General features: G+C 43.5%; 21 protein-coding genes and 1 other RNA gene. 10 read left to right on the forward strand and 12 right to left on the reverse strand.

All coding sequences use genetic code 11. The features are described from left to right. Positions 1 to 293 precede the first annotated feature (293 nt). Entirely contained in the window at positions 294 to 1,484 is a 1,191-nt protein-coding gene (gene metK, locus ACHUFQ_RS06920; RefSeq protein ID WP_394174220.1) for a methionine adenosyltransferase, read from the reverse strand. A 722-nt stretch (positions 1,485 to 2,206) separates the two neighbouring features. Between metK and rsmE the strand changes: the two genes are divergently transcribed. From rsmE to ruvX, 4 genes are all read left to right on the forward strand, one after another. Further along, positions 2,207 to 2,959, forward strand: a complete 753-nt coding sequence (gene rsmE, locus ACHUFQ_RS06925) for a 16S rRNA (uracil(1498)-N(3))-methyltransferase (RefSeq protein ID WP_394174222.1) — start codon at positions 2,207 to 2,209, stop codon at positions 2,957 to 2,959. Between the two features lie 91 nt (positions 2,960 to 3,050). Continuing rightward, positions 3,051 to 4,016 carry a glutathione synthase gene (gene gshB, locus ACHUFQ_RS06930; RefSeq protein WP_394174224.1) on the forward strand — a complete coding sequence of 322 codons (966 nt, stop codon included), beginning with the start codon at positions 3,051 to 3,053 and terminating at the stop codon, positions 4,014 to 4,016. Between the two features lie 59 nt (positions 4,017 to 4,075). Beyond that, the gene (locus tag ACHUFQ_RS06935) at positions 4,076 to 4,630 is read left to right on the forward strand and encodes a YqgE/AlgH family protein (RefSeq protein ID WP_394174226.1); all 555 of its coding nucleotides are present in this window, start codon (positions 4,076 to 4,078) and stop codon (positions 4,628 to 4,630) included. Between the two features lie 317 nt (positions 4,631 to 4,947). Continuing rightward, positions 4,948 to 5,382, forward strand: a complete 435-nt coding sequence (gene ruvX, locus ACHUFQ_RS06940) for a Holliday junction resolvase RuvX (protein ID WP_394174228.1) — start codon at positions 4,948 to 4,950, stop codon at positions 5,380 to 5,382. Positions 5,383 to 5,463: 81 nt separating this feature from the next. On the opposite strand, the gene ACHUFQ_RS06945 is transcribed toward ruvX, so the two are convergent. The 5 genes from ACHUFQ_RS06945 to rpiA all read right to left on the reverse strand — a co-directional run bounded on the left by ACHUFQ_RS06945 (position 5,464) and on the right by rpiA (position 13,032). Continuing rightward, on the reverse strand, positions 5,464 to 7,476 hold the full coding sequence (locus ACHUFQ_RS06945) for a tetratricopeptide repeat-containing diguanylate cyclase (RefSeq protein WP_394174229.1): 2,013 nt from the start codon (positions 7,474 to 7,476) through the stop codon (positions 5,464 to 5,466). Further along, positions 7,460 to 9,949 (reverse strand): hypothetical protein, encoded by a 2,490-nt coding sequence (locus ACHUFQ_RS06950; protein ID WP_394174231.1) that lies wholly within the window; start codon positions 9,947 to 9,949, stop codon positions 7,460 to 7,462. The genes ACHUFQ_RS06945 and ACHUFQ_RS06950 overlap by 17 nt, the downstream gene beginning before the upstream one ends. Before the next feature lie 42 nt (positions 9,950 to 9,991). Beyond that, positions 9,992 to 10,276 (reverse strand): hypothetical protein, encoded by a 285-nt coding sequence (locus tag ACHUFQ_RS06955; protein ID WP_394174233.1) that lies wholly within the window; start codon positions 10,274 to 10,276, stop codon positions 9,992 to 9,994. A 670-nt stretch (positions 10,277 to 10,946) separates the two neighbouring features. Then, positions 10,947 to 12,176 (reverse strand): phosphoglycerate dehydrogenase, encoded by a 1,230-nt coding sequence (serA, locus tag ACHUFQ_RS06960; RefSeq protein ID WP_394174235.1) that lies wholly within the window; start codon positions 12,174 to 12,176, stop codon positions 10,947 to 10,949. Positions 12,177 to 12,375: 199 nt separating this feature from the next. After that, a complete protein-coding gene (rpiA, locus tag ACHUFQ_RS06965) occupies positions 12,376 to 13,032 on the reverse strand; it encodes a ribose-5-phosphate isomerase RpiA (protein WP_394174237.1) in 657 nt (218 codons plus the stop codon). Between the two features lie 690 nt (positions 13,033 to 13,722). On the opposite strand from rpiA, the gene ACHUFQ_RS06970 reads away from it, so the two are divergent. Then, positions 13,723 to 14,109 (forward strand): DUF3718 domain-containing protein, encoded by a 387-nt coding sequence (locus ACHUFQ_RS06970; RefSeq protein WP_394174239.1) that lies wholly within the window; start codon positions 13,723 to 13,725, stop codon positions 14,107 to 14,109. Between the two features lie 251 nt (positions 14,110 to 14,360). On the opposite strand, the gene ACHUFQ_RS06975 is transcribed toward ACHUFQ_RS06970, so the two are convergent. The 3 genes from ACHUFQ_RS06975 to ssrS all read right to left on the reverse strand — a co-directional run bounded on the left by ACHUFQ_RS06975 (position 14,361) and on the right by ssrS (position 16,210). Beyond that, positions 14,361 to 14,915 (reverse strand): 5-formyltetrahydrofolate cyclo-ligase, encoded by a 555-nt coding sequence (locus tag ACHUFQ_RS06975; protein WP_394174240.1) that lies wholly within the window; start codon positions 14,913 to 14,915, stop codon positions 14,361 to 14,363. Between the two features lie 89 nt (positions 14,916 to 15,004). Further along, positions 15,005 to 15,754, reverse strand: a complete 750-nt coding sequence (locus ACHUFQ_RS06980) for a TIGR04219 family outer membrane beta-barrel protein (RefSeq protein WP_394174242.1) — start codon at positions 15,752 to 15,754, stop codon at positions 15,005 to 15,007. Between the two features lie 273 nt (positions 15,755 to 16,027). After that, a non-coding RNA gene (ssrS, locus tag ACHUFQ_RS06985) (6S RNA) lies at positions 16,028 to 16,210 on the reverse strand. A gap of 585 nt (positions 16,211 to 16,795) precedes the next feature. Between ssrS and ACHUFQ_RS06990 the strand changes: the two genes are divergently transcribed. Genes ACHUFQ_RS06990 through ACHUFQ_RS07005 form a run of 4 tightly spaced genes read left to right on the forward strand, consistent with a single transcriptional unit; the run spans position 16,796 to position 21,239 of the window. Continuing rightward, positions 16,796 to 17,365: a UPF0149 family protein gene (locus ACHUFQ_RS06990; RefSeq protein WP_394174244.1), complete on the forward strand. Its 570-nt coding sequence runs from the start codon at positions 16,796 to 16,798 to the stop codon at positions 17,363 to 17,365. 51 nt (positions 17,366 to 17,416) lie between these two features. After that, a complete protein-coding gene (gene pepP / locus ACHUFQ_RS06995; protein ID WP_394174246.1) occupies positions 17,417 to 18,784 on the forward strand; it encodes a Xaa-Pro aminopeptidase in 1,368 nt (455 codons plus the stop codon). Between the two features lie 30 nt (positions 18,785 to 18,814). Continuing rightward, positions 18,815 to 20,020, forward strand: a complete 1,206-nt coding sequence (ubiH, locus tag ACHUFQ_RS07000) for a 2-octaprenyl-6-methoxyphenyl hydroxylase (RefSeq protein ID WP_394174248.1) — start codon at positions 18,815 to 18,817, stop codon at positions 20,018 to 20,020. Between the two features lie 19 nt (positions 20,021 to 20,039). Further along, a complete protein-coding gene (locus tag ACHUFQ_RS07005; RefSeq protein ID WP_394174249.1) occupies positions 20,040 to 21,239 on the forward strand; it encodes a UbiH/UbiF/VisC/COQ6 family ubiquinone biosynthesis hydroxylase in 1,200 nt (399 codons plus the stop codon). A 143-nt stretch (positions 21,240 to 21,382) separates the two neighbouring features. Here ACHUFQ_RS07005 and folE read toward each other — a convergent pair whose 3' ends face one another. Genes folE through folX form a run of 3 tightly spaced genes read right to left on the reverse strand, consistent with a single transcriptional unit; the run spans position 21,383 to position 23,244 of the window. Further along, positions 21,383 to 22,114, reverse strand: a complete 732-nt coding sequence (folE, locus tag ACHUFQ_RS07010; protein WP_394174251.1) for a GTP cyclohydrolase I FolE — start codon at positions 22,112 to 22,114, stop codon at positions 21,383 to 21,385. 43 nt (positions 22,115 to 22,157) lie between these two features. After that, positions 22,158 to 22,880 carry a dihydromonapterin reductase gene (folM, locus tag ACHUFQ_RS07015; protein ID WP_394174253.1) on the reverse strand — a complete coding sequence of 241 codons (723 nt, stop codon included), beginning with the start codon at positions 22,878 to 22,880 and terminating at the stop codon, positions 22,158 to 22,160. A 1-nt stretch (position 22,881) separates the two neighbouring features. Next, positions 22,882 to 23,244, reverse strand: coding sequence for a dihydroneopterin triphosphate 2'-epimerase (folX, locus tag ACHUFQ_RS07020; protein WP_394174388.1), 363 nt, complete (start codon positions 23,242 to 23,244; stop codon positions 22,882 to 22,884). A gap of 293 nt (positions 23,245 to 23,537) precedes the next feature. Between folX and ACHUFQ_RS07025 the strand changes: the two genes are divergently transcribed. Next, a complete protein-coding gene (locus ACHUFQ_RS07025; protein WP_394174255.1) occupies positions 23,538 to 24,185 on the forward strand; it encodes a GAF domain-containing protein in 648 nt (215 codons plus the stop codon). Positions 24,186 to 24,216: the final 31 nt, after the last annotated feature.

Raw genomic sequence — 24,216 nt, forward strand, 5'->3', positions numbered from 1 at the left:
ATATTTCATTAATATAGAATGACTATATCAATAAAATCTATGTGGTAACTGAACCTCTGCCCTAACTCTGAGTTGTGTACAAACTTAATGTGATTGGTATAAATCATCCGTCAGACGGAATAAAAAAGGCAGAGCTAACGCTCTGCCTTTTTTATACGATTGATAGCAAGATAAATGCGGTAATCTTGCTGCGTTTTTCCTATTCTCTTCACTTTCCATCTTAATGCTTGAGGGGTTTCTCAACGAGCAGATCCTAAAAAAGGGCACGCATGCCCTTTTAAATACGTCCGGGTTTAATCTAATCCGGCTGCCTTGCGCAATGCGTCGGCCTTGTCCGTTTTTTCCCAGCTAAATGCGGTAAAGGTATCTTCACCAACGGTCATCTCATAGGGTTCACGACCAAAGTGGCCATATGCGGCGGTTTGCTGATACATGGGATGCAACAAATCGAGCATCTTGGTAATGCCGTATGGGCGCAAATCGAAATGCTCACGGACCAGTTCAACCAATCTGTCTTCGTTAACTTTTCCACTGCCAAACGTTTCAATGGCGATCGAGGTTGGTTCAGCAACGCCGATGGCATAAGAAACCTGAATTTCACAACGGTCGGCAAGACCTGCTGCAACGATATTTTTCGCTACATAACGGCCTGCGTATGCGGCACTGCGATCGACTTTCGATGGATCTTTGCCGGAAAACGCACCACCACCGTGACGAGCCATGCCACCGTAGGTATCGACGATAATTTTACGACCAGTAAGGCCACAATCACCAACAGGACCACCGATAACAAATCGACCCGTTGGATTGATATGATATTTGGTATCTTTGGTCAGTAATTCTGCCGGAAGCGTGTGCTTAATAATATTTTCCATTACCGCATCGTAAAGGTCGTCTTGTTTGATATCGGCATTATGCTGAGTCGATAAAACAACGGTATCAATGGCAACGGGCTTACCATCTTCATAAACAAAGGTAACCTGAGATTTTGCATCGGGGCGCAACCATGGCAGGATCCCGGATTTACGGGCTTCCGCCTGACGCTCGACCAAACGGTGCGAGTAATATAACGGTGCTGGCATCAAAGATTCTGTTTCATTGGTTGCATAACCAAACATTAACCCCTGATCTCCGGCGCCCTGATCTTCCGGCTTGGCACGATCAACACCTTGGGCAATTTCTGGCGATTGTTGGCCAATCAGGTTCATAATGCCACAGGTTTCGCCGTCGAAACCCACATCAGAAGAGGTATAACCAATGTCACAAATGACCTGACGGGTAATTTTTTCTAAATCTACCCAGGCTTCGGTAGTCACTTCTCCGGAGATAATCGCAACGCCGGTTTTTACCATGGTTTCACATGCTACTCGCGCATGTTTGTCCTGGGCAATGATTGCATCCAGTACCGCATCAGAAATTTGATCGGCGATTTTATCTGGGTGGCCTTCAGAAACCGATTCTGAAGTAAAGAATTGCTTTGCCATAATGCCTCTGTCTATTAAAAATTCAGTCGTAGTCTCGTTCGCAACAACTGCCTGGCCGTAAGATAAAAAGCATACGCCAAGTTCAACATATCGCGAATTCTACCTTCTCAAAAACGAGAAATCTACTTTTTTACGTCTAGACGTCTAAAAAGGTTCAGTGACATTAATGGATGATCCATGTTGTGTTAACCCTAAATAATGTCAGGACACTTAACACCCGTCATTCTTAGTCTTCGATTAGTTAATTTAATAGTATGTTTTGTAAGCTTTTTTTATTTAGGCATGGTTAATGCAAGTCAGTTTGTTGAATAAGGTCTGGACGTCTGTCGCTTATTTGGAGGCCAGCTCGGCAATTCACAATCTTGTGTTGTAGCGCGTTTCCTTACGTTATCAACAAGGAGTAAGCTATGCCGTTAAAATATCGAATCTTCGTGAAATACCTATTACCATTTAGCATATTAATCATGTCGATTTACGCTCACAGTACCATAGGCTAAGGAATCTAACCCACTGTGATTCCTGTTTACCTGCGAATAACGACCACTTAAGTTAGCGCACGGCTCATTGATTTTAGTGAGCTGTGTTTGCTGCAAACACAGATCCTTTCGTATGTCACTGGTATCGTTCTGTTGGACTTGTTTATCCGTATCTTGCTTTTCATTTCAACGTGTTTTTACGTACAATGCCCATTACTTTGAAGCGAATTTTGTAATTGAAAAACTATGACGCCCAAAACACGTATTTATCTTCCTGAAAATTTACTTAGTGGAGCGACTCTGGCGTTATCCGAGGATGCGTTTGGTCACGTGGTGCGAGTTCTTCGCTTGACCGAAGGTGATTGCATTGGCGTTTTCAACGGTGATGGTCATGATTATCTGGCGACTCTGACCAACGTTTCAAAAAAGCGAGCCAGTATCCAGATCCACGAATCTATACCTGTGGATAATGAGTCGCCATTGCAGCTGCATCTTGGACAGGTGATATCGCGCGGCGACCGGATGGATTTTACCTTACAAAAATCCGTTGAACTGGGAGTTCGCGAAATTACGCCGTTATTCAGTGAACGTTGTGGTGTCAAGCTCAGTGGTGAGCGCAGGCAAAAGCGGGTTGCACAATGGCAAAAAATTGTTATTGCTGCCTGTGAACAAAGTGGCCGTGCGTTTGTGCCGAAGGTGAATGATGCAATTTATCTGGGCGAGTTTTTAAAACAACAAAATAAGGCGTTAAAAATTAACCTCCACCCAAGGGCCAAACATTCTATTATCAATTTACCTATGGAAGATTTGGCCGCGATACATGACAATCAGGTACGCTTGCTTATCGGTCCTGAAGGTGGTTTGAGCGACGCAGAAATTGAGCAGGCCGAACAATGGGGTTATACCGACGTATTGCTAGGGCCGCGGGTTTTGCGAACCGAAACAGCAGCATTGACGGCAATAACCGCTTTGCAATGTCGTTTTGGCGATTTACGTTAACCCTTAACTTGTTAATACGGCTGAACTAGAATGGCAACTATTAATTCTGACATCGCCCAGTTGGCGACGAACAACAATTCAGGAATATTCAATGACGATTAAACTTGGCGTGGTAATGGATCCTATTGAAACGGTGAAAATTGCCAAAGATTCGAGTATGGCAATGATGCTCGAAGCACAAAAGCGTGGTTACGAACTGCACTATATGGAGATGGACGACTTATATATGTTGCAGGGGGAAGCGCGCGCAACCACCAAAACCGTTCGCGTCTTTGATGACCCGAAAAAATGGTATGAATTTACCAATGAGCAAGATATTGGTTTAGCGGATTTAGACGCTATTATCATGCGCAAGGATCCACCATTTGATACTGAATACATTTATGCGACATATATGCTTGAACGTGCTGAAATTAACGGCACCCTTATTGTCAACAAACCGCAGAGTTTGCGAGATTGCAATGAAAAATTATTTACTGCCTGGTTTCCTGATTTAACTGCAGCGACTCTGGTGACCAGAAATAGTCAACGTATTCGTGATTTTCATCAGCAGTATCAGGATGTTATCGTTAAACCTCTGGATGGTATGGGAGGTTCGTCGATTTTCCGAATGAAACAAGACGAAGCAAACGTTGGTGTGATTATTGAAACTTTGACGGCACATGGTAGCCAGTATGCTATGATCCAAGAGTACATGCCTGAGATTGTGGATGGTGATAAACGTATCCTGATCGTAAATGGTGAGCCGATGCCGTATTGTCTGGCTCGTATTCCAGCCAAAGGCGAGACGCGTGGAAACCTTGCTGCAGGTGGGCGAGGAGTCGCGCGTCCTTTGTCAGCCAGCGATCGTCTCATCGCTGAAACCATAGCTCCAGAACTTAAAAAGCGTGGTTTATATTTTGTTGGGCTTGACGTTATTGGTGATAAAGTCACCGAAATAAACGTGACCAGCCCAACCTGTATTCGTGAAATTGAAGCGGCATATCCAATTAATATCAGTGGTAAATTGATGGATGCCATTGAAGAAAATATCAACCAGAATACGCCTCAACAATAACAATAAACGCAAAGCCAGTGTCAGCACTGGCTTCCTGGTCCAAGCATAGGAAGATTTGCGTGCAAAGTTTAGAACATCAGTTGTTGATAGCGATGCCCAGCCTAAATGATCCGTATTTTACCAAAACGGTGACTTACATCTGTGAGCATAACGAAAATGGTGCCATGGGATTAGTGATTAATATCCCAGTTCGCATCACCCTCAAAGAATTACTTAAACAGATAGACGCCAAACAATCTCTGCAGGATGTTAGCAACCAGAGAGTGCTAGCAGGTGGCCCTGTATCTCCGGATCGCGGCTTTGTGTTACACAGTGGTCAGGATGGCTGGCATTCGTCATTAACATTGCAAGATGACATTATGATCACCACCTCAAAAGATATTCTCCAGTCACTGGGTACCGAGCGAGCGCCAAAACAATTTATCGTGACCTTAGGTTATGCGGGTTGGTCTGCGGGACAGTTGGAGCAGGAATTACAGCAAAATTCCTGGTTAAATACCGATGCGGATAAACAGATACTGTTCGATACTCCGATTGAACTGCGTTGGCAGCGGGCAGCAGAGAAGTTAGGTATAGATCTCGGCCATCTTTCCAGCGAAGTCGGCCACGCCTAGATTTAGTGACCAGAATAACCCCTGTCATCGCTTGAAAGCTCAGCGGTATCGCAAGAACAAACGCACTGTTTCGCGCTACCGCTGACAATCTATCGACGAATGAGTAATTTATTCTTTAATGGTGTTATGTGGGGATTAGTCGTTGCAGAGAACCATCGGCATTTCGTCGCGTTTCAGGCTTTAACAGGTAACGGTAACTTTGATGGTTTAACTTAACCTTGGGCCAGGACGTTCTGATAGCGGTTTTCTTGTAGAACAAGCCAATTCCTTTTAAACTCTAATCCTTTAAAACACCCGTATTCTCAGGAGATGTATCTTTGTCCGCTTCCATTGGTTCTCGCACCGCATTAGGCTTTGATTTTGGTACCAAGCATATAGGTATCGCCGTTGGCCAGGAATTTACCGGTACGGCAAGGCCATTAAAAGCAATAAAGGCAAAAGATGGTATCCCCAATTTTGATTTGATTTTAGCGTTTATCAACGAATGGCAACCGGATATTCTGGTGGTGGGCTTGCCGCTTAACATGGATGGAACTGAACAGCCCTTTACCGCCCGAGCCAAAAAATTTGCGAATCGATTGCATGGCCGTTTTGGTCTTAATGTGGTGATGCAAGATGAGCGCCTGAGCACCGCGGATGCCAAGCAAAGCCTGTTTGCTCAGGGCGGTTATAAAAACCTGCAAAAAGATAATATCGATTGTCAGTCTGCCGTCGTTATCTTAGAAAGCTGGTTTGAAAGCCAGTATCGTTAAAACTCACCGCTTGGGGAGTTTATCAGAGGCCCATTTATGGCTTTAACTCATAGCTGCGCAATAAACTTACTGTAATTGCTATTACTCTGGGGTTCGAACCCTATTTCTCTCTAAACCGTTCGTCGCATCCACGGCCACCTGGGTAGCCGAAACGTCTTTATTAGGCGAATCTTCAACGATTAATTTGTGGCCGTTTATGGCTTTTTGCAAACGCATTTTTGATTCGCAGTCGGCCAATAGTCCATACATATTCTCTTTACGCCCGGCAAGGTCTACCAGCATGCTAGTGGTATGATAAGGAAATTTATAGGTTAAAAATATGGAAGGGTTGAGGGCATCGATTTGAGCGATGATCCTGCTGTGAATCTGTAGTAGTCTGTGCATGTCGGTAGAGGGCAATAACATAACCAGCATACTTCCTTTGTAACGGCCTATGAGACTGGTGTGCGGCGCATTATTACGAAGAATTTGCGCGGTTTTTTCGATTAGCCAGTCGGCCAGGTTGTGGCCATTACGATAATTGATGTCAGATAATTGATTCAACTGTAAACAAAATAGACAAGCAGTTTGTTGTTCCTGACTCTGAATAACCTGCCATTTTGCACTAAAAATTTTAACCAGATGACTACGATCATAAACCTGAGTCAAGGGATCTAATTGCAACTTAGCTCGCAATGCATTTCTAGATTTGCGGATGCCAAATACACTCATACCCAGACCTAGGACAATAATTATGGCAAGGGCAATGTAACCTAAACTGACAAGGTTTTGATTATCTAAGGTGTTAATTTCCTGATTGACGATACGTAGCTGGGATTTTTGTTTGGCAAGAAGCCGACTAAGTTCAGCGAAAAGTGCCTTGTTCTTCTCCAATTCAAACTCAAGATTTTTACGTACGCTTTCCTGTGCACGCTTTTGTATAAAACTATTTTTCTGACGCTCTAAGGCATCGGCCAGATAGGTATAGGTTTGTTCAGGTGTGCCAAAGGACTTGGCAAGTAATGCCATTATTTTCGCCGTTTGGTACAGGCTTGGATTAATTTTCAAAGATGGCGAATATGACATGGCCTTAGTGCCATAAAACCAGGCTTTATGGTGATTGTCTGTATGGTAGTAACTGACGGCAAGGTGCGCATAAAACTCAGCCATATTCATCGGGTAATCATGCTTTTCAACTTGTGAAAGTTGTGGTTCCAGCGTATTAATTACCCAGGTATAGTTGCCTTTACGTAGCTGCAACTGCGCCATATCTGCCAGTACGCCTTCAACGATAATGTGCTCTGAGATATTCCTACAATGCGCAACGGTTGCGTGATATAAAATATCGTCTGGTGATGTTTGATTTAATCCGATTAACGCATCCAGTTTGTGCGCAAATACTAAGCATTGTTGCCGACTGGTTAAATGACGATTGGTGAGTTGTCCTAGATATTCCAGGGCCTGGCGATAAGCGCCGAGTTTATTATGAAAATAGCCTATCCCCATAAGAGTTTTGGTATAAAGCCTCGGTTCGATATCTGGGTGAGGTAGCAATGCAAGAATACGGTCCAATTGTAAAAATGCTTGTTGGTAATCGCGCTCTAGTAAATGCAAGTTTAAAATATAAGAAAATGCCTGCAAACGCACATTAACATCGTTATGTTTGGATTGTTCGATAAATGCCTTTAAGGAAGCTTGATAATTTCCGATAAGGATTAAATGATACGCTCGCAGAAATTCGTACTGTGCCTGTTCGGAGCTATCTAAAGCACGGAGCTCAAGAATATCCAGGAGTGTTTGACTGAGCTTGATATTGGTTGAACGATAGTTTTCAGCGCTCGTAAGCAGTTCTGCCGTTGTCCAGCTCTGATAATCCACATTATCCGATACAACACCTTGTTGGTTATTATCAACGTCCTTCTGGGTATTTGCCGTTACCGGGTGGACCGAGAACCCCCAAAAAAACACAATAAGCACGAGGGCAGCAGCTTTTATATTTGCGCTCATTGTAGGTGATAAAAACGCCAAAGCCTTATTTGCATATTTTCCCATCGGAATGATATTTAGTGGCGCTTTCAAAAGCCTGCAGGATGAGAGTTTAAGTATTTGGTACATCGCCTGCCTCCTTTGAAGTTAAGGTGCTTACCGGACCTTTGCTGCCTAGCTTATCATCGCGATATCTGACATTGCTTATGTGTTTTTTTTGCTTAAACAAGGTTGCTGACGGGTTATCCTGATAATTCGGACTTTCAATAATGGTTTGTGGGCAATAGGCAACTCCTTCGTAGCAAGTTTGTATTGCTGCTTCAGGCCTGGAATTGATACGACTGTTTAACTTAGTGTCAACACTTGTTATGGGTTTTTCGGCACAGGAGGTTACCGTTCGGACCGCTGCAATCAAGTCCATCAATATATATCGAAAACGATAGCCGCTATTATCGCTATGGGTGATTCCGATTTTTATGCCGGGAATGGCCAATTGTATGCTCAGCTGTTGTTGCAGCTCGGAGGAAAATACTATCGTCTCTTGTTTACTGACATGATTCAACATTACGATAAATTTGTGCTGGCTTGCTCGGGCTACCAATATAGAATGTTGATGAGGCTGATATTCCTGGTCCTTAAACAAGGCGTAATATAACCCCTTAACCTGATTAATTAGCTTTAATTGCTTCTGACATGCATTGCTATTGGTTATCTTAAGTTTCTTTTTAGCTGCGGACAAAATAGTATCGACCGTCTGTTGCGCCATCAACTGCTGCTGATATTCCCACAAACGATGTTTGGATAAGTTGCCCTTTAACAACAATGCATTCTCAGATAAATCTTGCGGTACCTTTTCCCCAGACAAATCAATTCCAGACTGGTTTAACCTAGGGATCTGAACAAGCATGGCGCCAACCGGAACTTTGTTATTGTACCAACCAGGTAAACATTCAGAGGTTAACGTTTCTAACTCTTGTCTGGTTATTGCACCACTTACACTATCGAGCTTCAGACGTTGCTTTAACGGCGACATAATGCGTTGATATCGGCGTAAAAATACATAGAGTACAAGCGTCAGCATAGAAAGAGTTAATAGCGAAAACTGAACCGCAATTTGATTATTAATACTTGAATACAAGGCTTGGTGAGCAATCTGCTGCTTTTCATTGTTGCTCAGAAGATTATTTTTTAATTGCAGGCGTTTGCTTTCATCGAGCATTTGGGCTTGTAGCATTTGCTCTCTTGCCTGCGCCTTGGCAAGTTCAATATCCTTGTTAAATTCCTGATGATATCGATATTTCTCTAGAAAACCCAAGGCGCGTTCAAAGTCCTGTAACTGTGAATAATACTGAGCAAGTAATTGATAGCTGTCAGCAATATAGCGACTAGAACGCTTTAGCTCTTCTAACCGGGTTAATTCAATGGTTAACTCGGAGGCTGTTATTTTTGCCATATCCATTTGCCCCACGGCAAGTTGATAGGCGAAACGAACTTTAAGGTTTTCGGCGTAATGGTAATTGTCTTTCGCCATTAGAGGTTGATATTTACTCAGCAATCCTTCAGCGCGACCATGTTGTCCATGTTTCAGGTAATAATTGATCATGTTGAATAATATGGCGTTAAACAATAAAGGCTCGTTAATCGTCAAACATTGCAATTCGGATTGATAGAAAGTTCTTTCTATGGTTTCTGCGCTGCTAATGTTTTTCTCACTATTAAAACGGTGTAGCTGATAAATACAACGGTCTCTAGGGGTTAAGCTAGCCAGTGAAATTTGCTCTAATGATTTAGATGCGAGCGAATACTCTTTCAAAAAATTATAAAAATATGCCAGCATCAATATGCTGGTATTCTTGGTTTTCCCATCGGCCAAAATAGCGAGGTTTTCTCTGACCAATTGCTGATATTTTATCGCAAGTTCATAGTCTTCAGTAATGATTGCTATATTGAGGAGATTGTAGTGGGCCCGGGCACGAACGATGTGATTGTTATGCTCAGCTAATTGTTCGTGCAGTGCTCGTGCCTGAGGAATATTATTCGCCTGTATTTCCTTTTGGGCATTGATATAGGTCCATTGAGTGTGGCTGTCTTTATCAAGGCGAATTTGGTGTGTTTCAATAAAAAGATTCAATGCATTGATGAATTGAATAAACCGCGGACTGTCCTTAGTGCGATTGTGTTCAATGCTGACCAATTTACGATTGAATTCCTGATTGAACTGGTTCGTTACCGATTCATTGATTTCCCGAGTTTGCTGAGAACCGCTGATTTTCAGTTGTTGCTGCCAATGATGCAGCCACGCCTCGAGTTGACTGAAAGTTTCTATCTGCATGGTTGAGTGTTGCAGAGGGGTAGCCTGACTCTGTGCATACCCTGGCGCATTGCAAACGAATATCATGACCACAACAAGTGGCAGAGTGTTCAATACTTTGGCGTAATGGCGCTTGGTCTTTGGCCGAGTTTTCGATGCTGCTGTGCGAAATTTATTCGGTAAATCAAAGGTTAATGCTGTCAGCATCAAGTCATAACGCTGCAGAGTCGCGGTTAACCTCTGGATTTGTCTAATCCATATAGGTGTAATTGACAGGAAAAATAACATCACAGCATGAATTCTTTATTAGCGAACAGCATCAAGTGATTGCGTTTATATCGCAGTGGATTGACGAGTTAATGCCTGATTAGGGGCGTCAAAGGCATTATCTTTACTGTCTTTTGGATCCATGCCTGCATCTTGATGAACGATGTTACATAGGTTGGGTGATAAATTTAACAGTGATTCCAAAGCTTGGGCATTACCATTTAAAATCGCTTCCTGAGAGAGCTCTGACAATCCGCAATCCGCCATTTGTTTTTGTAGGTTTTCTAACGTGTGTGAAGACAAGTTAGCTTGTTCACCTAAACGCTCTAATAACTGGATGACATTTGACATTGGATTTTCCCTTCTTGTTATTTTGACATGGCTTAAAAGCCGCAAGAGTGTTCTATCTTTATGTTATTTAATTGTGTTTTAACGTTATTTTTAACGTGGCTTTTTAACCTGATTTTATCTAACGCTTTTAAGGGTGCAAACGAAAAATTTACACATCCTCACTTGTTTATATTCCCACTATCGATCTCAACTTAAAAGCTTTTTACCGGCTTATTTTGATTCTCTGGTAATGTTGACGGGGTGCTTTCGGGTTTTCGTCAAACCGCAATAGACTATAGTGGTAAACATGGTGTTCATGCGTTGCCTACAATCACCGAATTCGATTGCATCACATAGTTGCGATTTTTTTAGGAATTAGCAATAAATAATTCGGGGAGGAACCCGGCAGCCCGCGTTTACTTTTCTAAAACTGATGTAATTACAAAAAGTTACATATTGATGTTGTTTGTAGCATTTTGTAGCCATGATTGGTATTACATTACCTCAAGCATTTCCAGGTAGGTTTGGCTGCGAGATTTTCCCTGATAATCGTATTTTTCAGGTAATGGTTGTTGGAGATTGATTTGGGGCAGCCACAAACGTCAGAAGCTGGTATTGGTATAAGGTTACCGGCTTTGTCTCTTATTGGTGTTAATTTGCTTGCAATAAAAAAGGACCCGAAGGTCCTTAATTAGTGGATTAAACGGGCTCGAATCGTGCCTTCAATGGCTTTCAATTCTTTGAGCGCCATATCACTGTCTTTCGAATCTAAGTCAATGACCACATAACCGATTTTATCGTCGGTTTGCAGGTATTGAGCGGCAATATTAATTTCCCGGTCGGCAAATGCCTGGTTAATTTGTGTCAGAACACCCGGTCGGTTATGGTGAATGTGGAATAAGCGTGAACGATTAACGTTTGCGGGTAGAGAAACTTCCGGGAAGTTTACTGCGGAAACCGTAGAACCGTTATCGGAATATTTAATGATCTTACTTGCTACTTCAATGCCGATGTTTTCCTGAGCTTCCTGCGTACTACCACCTATATGCGGGGTCAAAATAACGTTATCGAACTCACGCAATGGTGAAACAAATTCATCATCATTAGATTTTGGTTCAACTGGGAATACATCGATTGCAGCACCACCGATTTTTTTACTTTTAAGTGCCTGAGCCAAAGCCTCGATATCGACAACGGTGCCACGCGAAGCATTAATAAAGATCGCCCCATCTTTCATTTGTGCAAATTGTTTGGTACTGATCATGTCCTGAGTTTCAGCGGTTTCAGGAATATGCAAAGAAACGGCATCGGCACAATTTAATAACTCTTCTAAAGTTTTACATGGACTGGCGTTACCTAAAGGTAATTTGGTTTCAATATCATAAAACTTAACCCGCATGCCTAAGTGCTCGGCAAGAATACCGAGTTGAGTACCGATATGGCCGTAACCGACAATACCTAAGGTTTTCCCCCTGGCTTCTACGGAACCGGCTGCGGATTTTAACCAGGCCCCACGGTGGGCTAACGCACTCTTTTCTGGCACGCCCCGAAACAACAGCAATAATTCACCAATCACCAATTCGGCAACCGAACGGGTATTCGAGAAAGGTGCATTAAAGACTGGAATTCCTCGTATTTGCGCAGCTGGCAAATCGACCTGATTGGTTCCAATACAAAAACACCCGATGGCTGCGAGTTTTTTCGCATGACTTAAAACGTCGTCCGACAATTGAGTCCGGGAGCGAATACCGACAAAGTGGACATTAGCAATTTTTTCTTTTAACTCGTCATCGGGTAACGAGCTCTTAAGATACTCAATATTACTGTAACCATTGTCTTTTAACGTTTCTACCGCACTTGGGTGAACACCCTCAAGCAATAAAATTCGGATCTTATCTTTGTGCAACGATTGTCGGGTCATGGGTACTAACTCTGCAAAATAATTCTGTTTAGATGGCTAGACAGCTAAACTAACATATAGAGTGAAAACTCAAAAGTGTTTTTTTGGATATTTACTATTCACTTAAACTGATTCAGACTTGCGTCGACGATGTCGGGTTTATCATGAGGTTAGCAACAGGCTATACTCATGAGAAAATACTGAATCGATTCTGGTGGTGTTACTCGATAATTTTAGCGCCTTGCTCAGTACCAAGGATCAATACATCAGCGCCACGTTTGGCAAACAGACCATTGGTTACCACCCCAACGATGGCGTTAATGTTTGCTTCCATCTCTACAGGGTTTAAAATGTTCATATTGTGAACGTCAAGAATGACATTGCCATTGTCTGTTACCACGCCCTGGCGATACTCTGGGTCGCCACCGAGTTTAACTAACTCGCGTGCAACATAACTGCGTGCCATAGGGATAACCTCAACCGGTAAAGGGAAGTGACCTAAAACCCCAACCTGCTTGCTGGCGTCGGCGATACACACAAACTTTCTGGCAACTGCTGCGACAATTTTTTCCCGGGTAAGGGCGGCGCCGCCTCCTTTTATCATATGCATGTGCTCAGTAATTTCATCTGCACCATCGATATAAACATCCAACACATCAACGTCGTTGAGGTCAAACACCTCAATGCCATGGGCTTTAAGTTTTTGTGTTGAAGCTTCAGAGCTGGATACGGCCCCGGCAATGGTATGTTTAATGGTTGCCAGCGCATCGATAAAGAAATTAACCGTCGAGCCAGTTCCAACACCGACGATACTGTCGGGTGTGACATAATCTAACGCGGCTACCGCTGCGGCTTTTTTCATTTCGTCTTGAGTCATAATGTTTCCTTTTTCGACACGTTGGCTCGATTATAGCGTTAAGCCTTATGGATTGTCTTCTAATTGCCGACACAATCTTATCGTAAATGGTCGTATCCTTCGCTAAATATCGCAATGTCTGTTTTCTGGATACTTTGCGCATTAGACAAGGTTTTAATCAGGGTTTTTATTAGAGCTTTGGACAAGCATGCGCAAACGAATTTACCCACATTGATAATCCTATCCAAGTTCGATCACAGCTTTCCTCATAGTTTTCAAAATATATCACCTAACTTGTTGATATTAATTAGTTTGTAGACCAATTAATCGTCTATTCCTCAGGTAATCCTCAGGTTTTTTAATCGATAATCCGTTTTAATTAACAGGTTGTTTGGCGAATAGAATATAAACACACTTGCTAATAACCTCGCAACGATAGCGAAAAACGCTAATACGGAAAACCCGTTAGCAGACGCTTAGCAGACTCAATATTAACGGTGAAGGCGAGAATATTTTGTCGTCATTATAGCTTCTGCCAATGCGTCCGCCGCGATGGCAGATAAAGCAAAATGGTTGCGATGTTGTCCAATATACAGATGTTCTGTCGCTGCAAACGGCAATGCTCTTGGAGCAAAGCGAAAATCTAGACATTGATGAAAGGTCATGGAACATAAGTCGAAATTCTCAACGGAAATGATCTAGGAGGAAGTGATGAAAATGTTATTGTCCGCAATCGCTGCAGGTTTAATTGTGGCATCAGCAACTAGCTCGGCGGTTGAATATGAATTTGTTGCAGTAGATAACTCTAACGAGACCAAAACCTGTGTCTCTGCGGTATCTGATGATCTTGCAACTTTAAAAATGCAGGTTAGGCGCTCATACGGCAATAATGTGCGCTTGATGAGCCAAATCCTGAGGTGTAATGAACAGGATATCAATACCTTTGCCCATACGTTTGGCGCTCAGGATACATCAGAGTATTTAAACCGGAGGGTTTCATTTAAGTATCGAGTCGATGATTCGGTTGAAATTATCGATATTAGTGCCTATCAACCCGATGTAAATGGCAAAGTCGTTATTTATGTTGGCAGTAAATAAATTGTTATTTACGTTTATATCGCCGCTTTATTCGATGCGGCGATATTTTTTGTCAAATGTCTGCTGTTTATGTTGTCGCCTGGCCTTATTTTCTTATCGATAGTTTTATCGATAGTTTTATCGATAGTTCAACCAATAATTCAACCTGTAGTGTTATCGATATCTGTACCGATAGTTCAACTGGTAGATGGTGACGCTAACACGGCGTTACGACTCATTGAGGAAAGTGCAGTAAAAACCGTGTGAAATAGTTAGACCGAAACTATGTGTCTCAAAGGGATGTCCCAGGGCTGTGGGGTGAGTTTATCTACCTGCTGACAACGGTGCGCCACGCCGATGGTTTTTTGCTGTAGTTCAGGAAAGGAGCTCAGGGTTCGATCATAATAGCCACCGCCCATGCCTAACCGGTTTCCGTTACCATCAAAACCAACTAGCGGGGCGAGAAGTAATTCGATATTAGCCGTGGGCAGCACCTTGTTGACATCTAGGACGGGCTCTTCAAGACTATAGCGATTTATCTGTAATTGCGTGCTGGCTTGATAATTGAGAAAGAGTAAATGACCTTGGCTAAAAGGATGCAGCACTGGCACGTAAGTTTTTATGTGGTTTTGCCAGCACCATTGAAAAAATGGCGCAAGGGATATTTCACCATCTGCGGCCAGATAACCGGCAAGGGTGCGAATATGCTGTGAACGACAAAGGTGTTGAAGATTAGCACAAAGTTGCTCGCTGGCGTGAAACTGCTGGGCCTTGCTCAGCCTGCGACGCCGCTCTCTCAGCGCTTTTCGTAATCCTGAATAATCCATAGTTGCTACCAGCCGTAAATAAAAAAGGGCCAGTATTATCTCTGACCCTATTATGTTTGACTATTTCTAACTTGCCAATGGTTTAGCGTTTAGAAATGAAATTCAATACCGGCGAATGCACCATCAAATTGGGTATCAAGATACATATCATCAAGGTCCTGAATATCAAAATTCATTGCTCGGTATCCTAAACGAATATCTAAATCAACAATGAGATTATCCACGAAGGAATATTTCAGACCAGCCATGGCATCATAGACATTGTGATCATCAAAACCAATCCACGAGCCTTCTGCAAATACATCCAGACCGGTACCTAAAAGACTCACTTCGGTTGCCAAATAAAGCATGGGGATGATACCGTCATAATCGACCGTTTCTTCGCTGAATACGGGATTTATATCATCCGCACTTACAGTTACTGCGTATTCGGCATATTTCAGGTTAACACCCAAGTCGATGCTAAAAATGGCATTGTCGAAGAGTTCGTAATACATAATTACATCAAGATGATCCAGCTCGGCACTTACCAGCGTGTCTCCATCATATACAGTGTCACCGAATTCAAAGTTATCGACATCGGCCATACCCATGGTATCTAGCTCATTTTGACGAAGTTTTAAATTAGGCAATAATGGAATTGGATGTTCTAAAGCAGCCCAGTAGCTGGCTTTGTTGTCATCTTCCAATTCAAAGGCTTGTAATTGCTCGGAGCTTCCAAAGCTACCCTCTGCTTGCATATCCCAAACCTGACCACCGATATAAACACCCGCGATGGTATCGGCCTGGGCGAAAAACGAACTGAGGGCTAACGTTGTTGCTAAGGCGATTTTTTTCATAACTCTACTTCTTTTGGTTATTGTTATCTTTTGTAAGATAGGACGACAAGCCAACATTAACGCAAAATGAAAAGAAAATGTAGAGCAGATGTAAAAAAAGCGTACAAGAAGGCTGAGGTATCAGCTTGCAATGGGGTAGCCAAAAGTCGATGACGCGAGTTCAAAAACGTTAGCTTGACCTGCGAAGTCTTCAAGCGGGTGTCAACGAAAGGCCTATACTTTGTCACCAAAGCGTACAGGCAACGCCTCGAAATTTCGCTGCTAACAAAAGAAGGGTTCCCCAAAATGCCGGTACCAACGTCAGCCCTTGAACAACCGTGTGTTCAAGGCGGAGGTTGCGCAATTGCCTCAGGCTTCCCGGTACAAGCCGGGCTTGCTCAATAGCAACCGATAAACCCCCTAAGTTAAGAATTATCGGCTCAGGGACATAGTTAATATCAAACATCCCAGGGAACTTGAACTTTAATTATACAAAACTTCCGCAAAGAAGACCTGTATAAATTTGTAGTAAATGGTAAAAGACGTGGTGAGGCGTGAAAAAATGTAGCGAGCATTTTAATGTGTCTTTATCGATAACTTCTTTAATATCTTGAAGATAGCATCGTTAGAAATCGCTCTCACCACGAAAAGAGTATGTCGGATAATTACGTTATCGACACCTCGTTTGACAGAACGGGTGGCACTTTAACGCAGACTATGTCAGGGCGCAATATGATTTCTTCAACACCACGAACAATATCGTAATAACACATAACTCGATGAGATAAAGATACCAGCGCTTCCCTTATTGTCCTATTTAGTCTTGGTACCGCTTGTGGCAAAACCGGTAGCAACCGACACCACTCGATTTTGAATGTTGCTGCCAGCGACATGAAATTAAAGCCGCCAGACGTTATATCCAACGGACATGACTTGATAGCTCTGCTTATCTAAATTACCAGCAATTCACCTACCTTTTATTCGTGAATATTCGCGTCTAAACTGGTTTAGGTTGGTAGGCAGTGGTACGATATTCACAATCCCTTTGTAGAATGAAGTGTTATGACACAAAATCAGTTAATTTCTTTCACGCAACTTCAGGCGTTTTTAGGCGGGGAGAACCTGCAAACCCACGCGTCTGAAATTCATGGTTTCCTTACCGGCATTGTCGCTGCGGGATACTCATTCGATAAAACCGACTATCTGCAAATTATCGAAGACTTGTTTAATAATGGCGAAACTTTGTCAAAAGCCATGCACCGTCAGATGAAAGTCTTATTTGGCGAAATAGTGCAGTCTATCGTCGATGAAAATTTCAGTTTCCAGTTATTGTTGCCAGATGATGATGAATCGATTTTCGAACGCGGTCAGGCGATCAGCGCATGGGTTCAGGGGTTTAATTTGGGGTTTGGTCTACTGCAAAAACAAAAAGGTAGTTATTCTGAAGATGTTCAGGAAATCATCAAAGACTTTTCCGATATCGCAAATTTGTCCAGCGAATTAGAAGATGATGAAGAGACGGAAGAGGCCTACTATGAAATCCTGGAATATGTGCGCATTTCCTCTTTACTTTGTTTCGCCGAATTAGGCGATAACCCAACTCCAGAACAAGATTCTAAGACCTTACATTAATTATTAAAAGGGTTAGCGATTGGTTTAACCCTCACAACTACTCCAACTATTATGACTAAAACTCACATTGATGTTTCTGAATTTCAGAATCGCCGTCACCGTATACTGGCACAAATGCCTGTCAATTCCATTGCATTGTTTCCCGCTGCAAAAGAAGTCACCCGCTCTCGGGATACGGAATTTCTCTTTTGCCAGGAAAAAGATTTCTTCTACCTAAGTGGCTTTCATGAACCCGATGCCCTGTTGGTGTTAATCAAAGGCGATGACGCAGATACTGCGAGCGATGTCGCCGCAAATTCTGATGCGAATGAATGCATTTTGTTTTGCCGAGATAAAGATCCGCAAGCCGAAGTTTGGCATGGACGCCGTGTCGGTCCCGAAGTGGCACAGAGTGAATTTGGGTTAGAGCACGCCTATGGCTTGTCTGAACTGGAACAGGTATTACCTTTGTACCTCAATGGCCGGGATGCACTGTATTTTGCTCAGGGACAATTTAAAGAATTTGATGACATGGTCTTTGCCATTTTAGATATCCTACGCAACGGCGTTAAGCAGGGGTTCACTGCGCCGGTTAGCATGCATGATACGCGTCCAATGTTGGCTGAAATGCGATTGATTAAATCCGATGCGGAGCTGGCCATTATGCGTAGCGCCAATGAAATTTCAGGAAACGCGCACCAAAGAGCCATGACGTTTTGCCAACCGGGTAAATTTGAATATCAGGTAGAGGCAGAAATATTGCATGAATTTGCCAGTAATGGTGCACGCACCGCAGCCTACGGTTCTATTGTTGGCGGTGGCGAGAATGCGACGATATTGCATTACACCGACAACCAGGACGTATTACTTGACGGCGAATTGCTATTGATTGATGCCGGTGCTGAGCTTTGTGGTTATGCCGCCGATATTACCCGAACGTTTCCTGTTGGTGGTACCTTTAGCGCGGAGCAGGCAGCTCTGTATAACTTAGTACTTGAATCGCAACTTGCCGCGATTGAAACCATTAAACCAGGCAGTAATTTTGCCATAGCCAATGAAGCAGCCAATAACGTTCTGACCAGAGGATTGCATCGGTTAGGGATACTAAAAGGTTCCATTGAAACATTGCTCGAAGAGAATGCCTGTAAACAATATTTTATTCATGGTCTTGGTCACTGGTTAGGGCTGGACGTTCATGATGTGGGCGATTACCACATGGATGAAAATCGCCGCCAACTACGCCCATTTGAACCGGGTATGGTTATGACTATTGAGCCCGGCCTCTATATTGATGCAGACGCAGATGTTGATGAGCGTTATAAAGGCATTGGTATCCGTATTGAAGATAATATTTTGGTCACCGAAAATGGCCATGAAAACCTTACGGTTAATGCGCCAAAAACCATTGCAGATATTGAGTCTTTGATGGCGAAACGCTAAGGATAAAAACAGGACAATCCAGGGGCTATGGTGGGCGAACAAGTAAATTACGACATTGTTATTTCTGGGGGAGGGCTTACCGGCGCTGCCATGGCTTTAGCTGTGCTTAAGCAAGCCTCCACTCCGGTGCGAATTGCGGTGGTCGATAGTGCATTAAAGGAACAAGCTACCGGCGGTTTTGATGAGCGTGTTATCGCTTTATCCTACGGTAGTGTTGAATATTTAGAAAAACTCGGAGCCTGGACCAATCTTAAAGCACACGCCTGTGCGATAAAGAATATCCATGTATCTGACCGTTCATACTATGGTAAAGCCCGCATTGACTGTCAGGATTATCAGCTCGATGCGTTGGGCTATGTTGCGCCTTTGCAGGCAATCGCTCAAAGCATTTATACCGAGCTTGAGCAAGTTGCTGGCAGCAACCACCAGTTAGATGAATATTTTGGTAATGGCATTGACAATATCGAGTGGCAAAAACATCAGGTTGTGGTGCAATTGCAACAGGGCGAGATGATTAGCGCTGCCACGCTGTTGGCCTGTGACGGTGGCCAGTCACGATGTCGGCAACTGGCTAAGATAGATACGATTAACAAAGACTATCAACAACAGGCTATAGTCGCTAACGTGCAAACCGCATTACCGCATCATAATAAAGCCTTCGAGCGCTTTACCAAAACCGGGCCTTTGGCCATGTTACCGATGACGGAAAATCGATGCTCGCTGGTATGGACTTTGACCGCTGAGGACAGTAAATCTTTAATGGCAATGGATGATGCCGATTTTGCCAAAGCCCTACAACAAGCCTTTGGCGATTGGCTTGGGCCGTTTACTCGTATTGGTAAACGCCAGTGCTTTCCTTTGCAGTTAGTCCATGCCAAACAGATAATTCAACATCGACTGGCATTATTAGGGAATGCATCCCATACATTGCACCCCATTGCAGGTCAGGGGTTCAATTTGTCAGTGCGGGATGTCGCGTGTCTGGCATCATTGCTCACCAACGCCTTGAAACGTGGTGAGGACCCGGGTGATTACCCTTTACTCAATCGCTATCAGCAGCAACGTCAGGTCGATCAGTTTACCATCATTCAATTAACCGATTCATTGGTGCATTGTTTTTCCAATCAGTATCTGCCTTTGGTGCTTGCTCGCAATATTGGTTTGAAAGCCTTAAATTACACGCCGGGTATCAAGCGTTTATTGGCAACCACAACAATGGGTTATTTGCAGGAATAATGAGAATGGTCGAGAACCTATGCAACGATTTGATATAGCAATTGTCGGTGGTGGCATCGTCGGGCTTGCGGCGGCAATTGCCATTACCTCGAAGACAAAACTAAAGGTGGCGGTGATTGAACCCCAGCCTTTAGCTGAGCTGACCGAGCAACCAAAACTTCGGGTGAGCGCCATTAATGCCGCAAGTAAGGCTCTGTTTGAAAACCTTGGTGTATGGGATGCAATGCAAGAGCAGCGCTTGCAAGCTTATCAGCAGATGCACGTCTGGGATAAAGACGGACCGGGCTTGTTAACGTTTGCCGAACCGGGTAATACGCAGAATCTTGGCTGGATAATTGAAAATGATGTTATTCGCCAGGCTCTATATCGCCAGGCCGATGCGCATCCGCAAATCGAAATGATTCAACAGCCCTTGAGCAGTATTGCCGTAGGTGAGAGTGAGGTGTTTTTAAGTTTTGCGACACAAACGCCGGTGCTTGCCAGGCTTGTGGTTGCCGCTGATGGCGGGAACTCCTGGGTACGACGCCAGCTAGCCTTGCCGATGACTTTTCGCGACTATGATCACCATGCATTGGTAGCGACGGTCAAGGTTGAACGAGATCATGAAAATACAGCCTGGCAAGTATTCTTAGACTCGGGTCCGTTGGCACTGCTTCCCTTATATGATTCATCCCTTTGTTCGATAGTCTGGTCTGCGCCGCCAGATAAGGTTGCGGAATTAAAGACATTGAGTGAAGCACAATTTAGTCAACTGATTACCAGTGCCACCGATGGCAAATTAGGGACAATCAGTTTGGTGTCAGAACGATTAAGCTTCCCATTAAAAATGCAATTGGTTGATAATTTTGTGCAGCAAAAGGTGGTGCTTATTGGTGATGCCGCCCATACGATTCACCCGTTAGCGGGGCAGGGGGTCAACCTCGGTCTACAAGACGTTAATGCACTCGCTGAAACCTTAACGGCTATTTTTGCTGAAGCAGACGGTGAGCGAGTATTTGCTCAGGCAGACAAGGTAAGTCAATTAAATAAAAAACTTGGTGAGTTCTCCCGTTATCGAAAAGCCCAGGCAACTCAAATGGTGGTGGCAATGGAAGCGATTAAGCAAGGATTTGCGCTTCAACAAAAACTCCCTAAATTGCTCCGCGGTATCGGCATGCGAACCTTAAATAACCTGCCGCTGTTAAAACAACAGTTGGTAAAAAAAGCGATGGGTAAATAGGATAGATGCTATGGCATCGCCATTGTTTGAAAAATAAGTTTCGCGGGTAAAGACCATACTCAAAAGCGTCATTTTTCAGGTGGCTCTGGTCAGCTCCATCGTCGAATCTCAGTCTGATTCGACGATGAAGTTGCCACTTAGTTTTAACTTTGCAAAAACTCGGCGCGCGAGGCTGGATTGCTTTTAAAGCAACCGCCTAGGGAGGTCGTTGTCGTGCTTGATGTACTATCCATAATCCCTCGTGACTTCACACAGTAATGTACTGCATTTATGGTGACGGCGACATGCTCAGTGTCCAATAATGCCTGTAACGCCACGAGTATTTGTTGGGTCAGGCGTTCCTGTACCTGAGGACGCTGCGAGAAAAAACGTACAATTCGGTTGATTTTTGACAAGCCGATAATGGTCTTGTTGGGAATGTATGCAACTTTGGCGATACCATCTATAGTGACAAAATGATGCTCACAGGTGCTGGTGACGCTGATATCACTGACCGCTATCATTTCGTCGTTACCCATTTTATTTTCAATCAGGGTGATTTTTGGAAAGTTCGCGTAATTCAACCCAGAGAAAATTTCCTTGAGGTACATTTTTGCAATGCGTTTTGGGGTATCTTGCAGGCTGTCATCACGGCGATCAAGCCCCAGAATATCAAGCACTTCGACAAAGGTTGATTCCAATCGGATCAATTTTTCTTCGTCCGTTAATTGAAACGCCTTGCTACTTTTTGATGGCACCGAAACCGGAGTTTCTATGCCTTTTTCAAGCAGCGCTTCCCGAACGGTTATCGCTTCTGCACTCAAGGTTGGAGCGATGCCGCTGTTGTCGTGTTGAGCGACAACGGACAGGGACTTTTTCAATGAACCAGATTTCATACTAATCTCTCTTTCTAATGGTCTTGTGCAGCAAAACGGCCGTTTAAACGACGTTTCTGCCACCATCTAAGTGTAGGGTACGGCCTGTCATATAGACACTTTCGAGTAAATATTTGACCGCCTCAATGCCTTCTTGCCAACCCGGCTCTTTACCTAACGCCGATTTTTTCAAGGTTTTCTGTCGGTAGGCTTCATCGTCATAATCGTTAAATTTCAGCAATGCCGGAGCGATATTGTTGACCTTAACATCAGGGGCAAGCAGGCTTGCAAACGATAGCGTTAAGTTGGCAAGTGCCGCTTTGCTCGCCGCATACGCCATATGTTTTTTACTGCCCTTATCTACGATGTAATCGGTCATGTGGATCAAGTCTGCACACTGTCCGTGTTGTTGGTTAAACGCTCGTAGTAACGGTGCTAACTGATGGTTAATTTGATAGGGAGCCTGTACGTGAACCTGAAGCATACGACTTAACGTCTGCGACGGGGATAATTCGTTGTTGTCCGGCAACCAATCTGAGGCATTATGTACCAGGGCTCGGATGCTGGTGCAATGGCTTTGGATATGGTCAACAAATCCCTGGATCTCATCATCGAGCTGAAAATCAACCTGTTTGCAGTCCACGCCAAGGGCTCGTAACTCGTCAATTTGCGGGCGATGACTGCGGTAGCTGATATACACCTGATAGCCTTGTTGTTGATAGAATTTTGCAAGATGGAAACCGAATCGCTTTCCCGCGCCGGTAATTATCATATTGGCTGAGCTCATATCAGCAAGCCCGTTTCGCGCTTAACGTCAGCGAAACCGAATCGGCAAACCTTAACGCGTGCGGTTTTTCTACCTGAATACTGGCATGACTTACGATCTTGTCTTCCATAGCGATGGCGAGCAAATCTGAGGTAAGTTTTTCCAATAATTTGAAGTGACCGTCTTCGACATGAGCGATCATTTTTTTGGTGATGGTTTTATAGTTAAGCGCGTTAGATTCTTCATCCGATTCACAAGCGCTCATGGCGGGATAATAAATTTGTGCATTGATTACGATATCCTGTTGCTTGGTCAGCTCTTCCGGATTAAAGCCAATAAAGGTTCTTAATCGTAAATTAATAATGTCAATGCGCGCCTGTTCCATTTCAAAACCCAAGTCCGGTTGATTGATATTGTGCACCGTATTCATCGTTTCCCCTCTTTTTAAAACTCAGTATAACAATCTGGTCGTCAAAGCCACAAGGCAGGACAGATATTCCTCCATTCTCGGCTTCCATTTGTAAGTAAATCAAAGTGGCAATGTCGCATAATCATTGCCAGCGATTATTATTCAGTACGGCATTATGACTAATTACGATTTTTTTCTAGCACAATAAAATTGCTTGTGTATAATGCGTAGAAGTTTAGACGTCTAAACGTCTTTTGTTCGGAGTTACTATGCGCTTATTTGATATTTTGTCTGTGTTATACGAACCAATTAACAAATTGGATAACCATGATCACCTATTAAGTTATGTTCAACCACAATTAAATCCAGATGGCAGTTGTCCAATCTACAAAGTAGAAGGGGAGCGGTATGACTTGCGCCAGTATGCACAGGACCCAGAACAGCTAAAAAATCTCGTCGATTTATTGGCTCGATTAAATCGTCTGGTACGTTGGATTCACCTACAAACCGACGTACTGTGGTTCGGCATTTACCTTCGCCATGGCGATAAGTTAGTGAAGTACGTATACAATGGCGAGATGTCAAAAGCGGAATTTCCTATTTCTGAAGAGTACCTGCAAAAATCCATTAACACCCGGGTGATAATGGAAAAACAGCATTACTACATCCCTGACGTCGATGCCCATGATGGTCCTTATTATCGCTGTGATGCGAAAGTGAAATCTGAGCTTTGTTGCCCGATTTTTGCGGCAAATGGTGAAGTTATTGGTATTTTTGATAGCGAAGATCACCGCAAGCATTTCTTCGACGATAAAATTGATTTTATTGGCCAAAAAGTGAAAAAAGCGATCGAAATCTTTTTAGAAGACCATCCTTATATCACTCAGTCGGATAACTTTACGGCAGTGATTGATTGATATCTGAGATGGATACCGGTGTAATCCGGTA

This window comes from Thalassotalea litorea (assembly GCF_043642205.1).
GTDB lineage: Bacteria > Pseudomonadota > Gammaproteobacteria > Enterobacterales > Alteromonadaceae > Thalassotalea_A > Thalassotalea_A litorea.

What these genes read in the sequence shown, in the direction of transcription:
- metK (WP_394174220.1), bottom strand. Translation starts at nt 1,484, where the DNA reads ATGGCAAAGCAATTCTTTACTTCAGAATCGGTTTCTGAAGGCCACCCA.
- rsmE (WP_394174222.1), top strand. Translation starts at nt 2,207, where the DNA reads ATGACGCCCAAAACACGTATTTATCTTCCTGAAAATTTACTTAGTGGA.
- gshB (WP_394174224.1), top strand. Translation starts at nt 3,051, where the DNA reads ATGACGATTAAACTTGGCGTGGTAATGGATCCTATTGAAACGGTGAAA.
- ACHUFQ_RS06945 (WP_394174229.1), bottom strand. Translation starts at nt 7,476, where the DNA reads ATGTACCAAATACTTAAACTCTCATCCTGCAGGCTTTTGAAAGCGCCA.
- ACHUFQ_RS06955 (WP_394174233.1), bottom strand. Translation starts at nt 10,276, where the DNA reads ATGTCAAATGTCATCCAGTTATTAGAGCGTTTAGGTGAACAAGCTAAC.
- serA (WP_394174235.1), bottom strand. Translation starts at nt 12,176, where the DNA reads ATGACCCGACAATCGTTGCACAAAGATAAGATCCGAATTTTATTGCTT.
- rpiA (WP_394174237.1), bottom strand. Translation starts at nt 13,032, where the DNA reads ATGACTCAAGACGAAATGAAAAAAGCCGCAGCGGTAGCCGCGTTAGAT.
- ACHUFQ_RS06970 (WP_394174239.1), top strand. Translation starts at nt 13,723, where the DNA reads ATGAAAATGTTATTGTCCGCAATCGCTGCAGGTTTAATTGTGGCATCA.
- ACHUFQ_RS06975 (WP_394174240.1), bottom strand. Translation starts at nt 14,915, where the DNA reads ATGGATTATTCAGGATTACGAAAAGCGCTGAGAGAGCGGCGTCGCAGG.
- ACHUFQ_RS06980 (WP_394174242.1), bottom strand. Translation starts at nt 15,754, where the DNA reads ATGAAAAAAATCGCCTTAGCAACAACGTTAGCCCTCAGTTCGTTTTTC.
- ACHUFQ_RS06990 (WP_394174244.1), top strand. Translation starts at nt 16,796, where the DNA reads ATGACACAAAATCAGTTAATTTCTTTCACGCAACTTCAGGCGTTTTTA.
- pepP (WP_394174246.1), top strand. Translation starts at nt 17,417, where the DNA reads ATGACTAAAACTCACATTGATGTTTCTGAATTTCAGAATCGCCGTCAC.
- ACHUFQ_RS07005 (WP_394174249.1), top strand. Translation starts at nt 20,040, where the DNA reads ATGCAACGATTTGATATAGCAATTGTCGGTGGTGGCATCGTCGGGCTT.
- folE (WP_394174251.1), bottom strand. Translation starts at nt 22,114, where the DNA reads ATGAAATCTGGTTCATTGAAAAAGTCCCTGTCCGTTGTCGCTCAACAC.
- folM (WP_394174253.1), bottom strand. Translation starts at nt 22,880, where the DNA reads ATGAGCTCAGCCAATATGATAATTACCGGCGCGGGAAAGCGATTCGGT.
- folX (WP_394174388.1), bottom strand. Translation starts at nt 23,244, where the DNA reads ATGGAACAGGCGCGCATTGACATTATTAATTTACGATTAAGAACCTTT.
- ACHUFQ_RS07025 (WP_394174255.1), top strand. Translation starts at nt 23,538, where the DNA reads ATGCGCTTATTTGATATTTTGTCTGTGTTATACGAACCAATTAACAAA.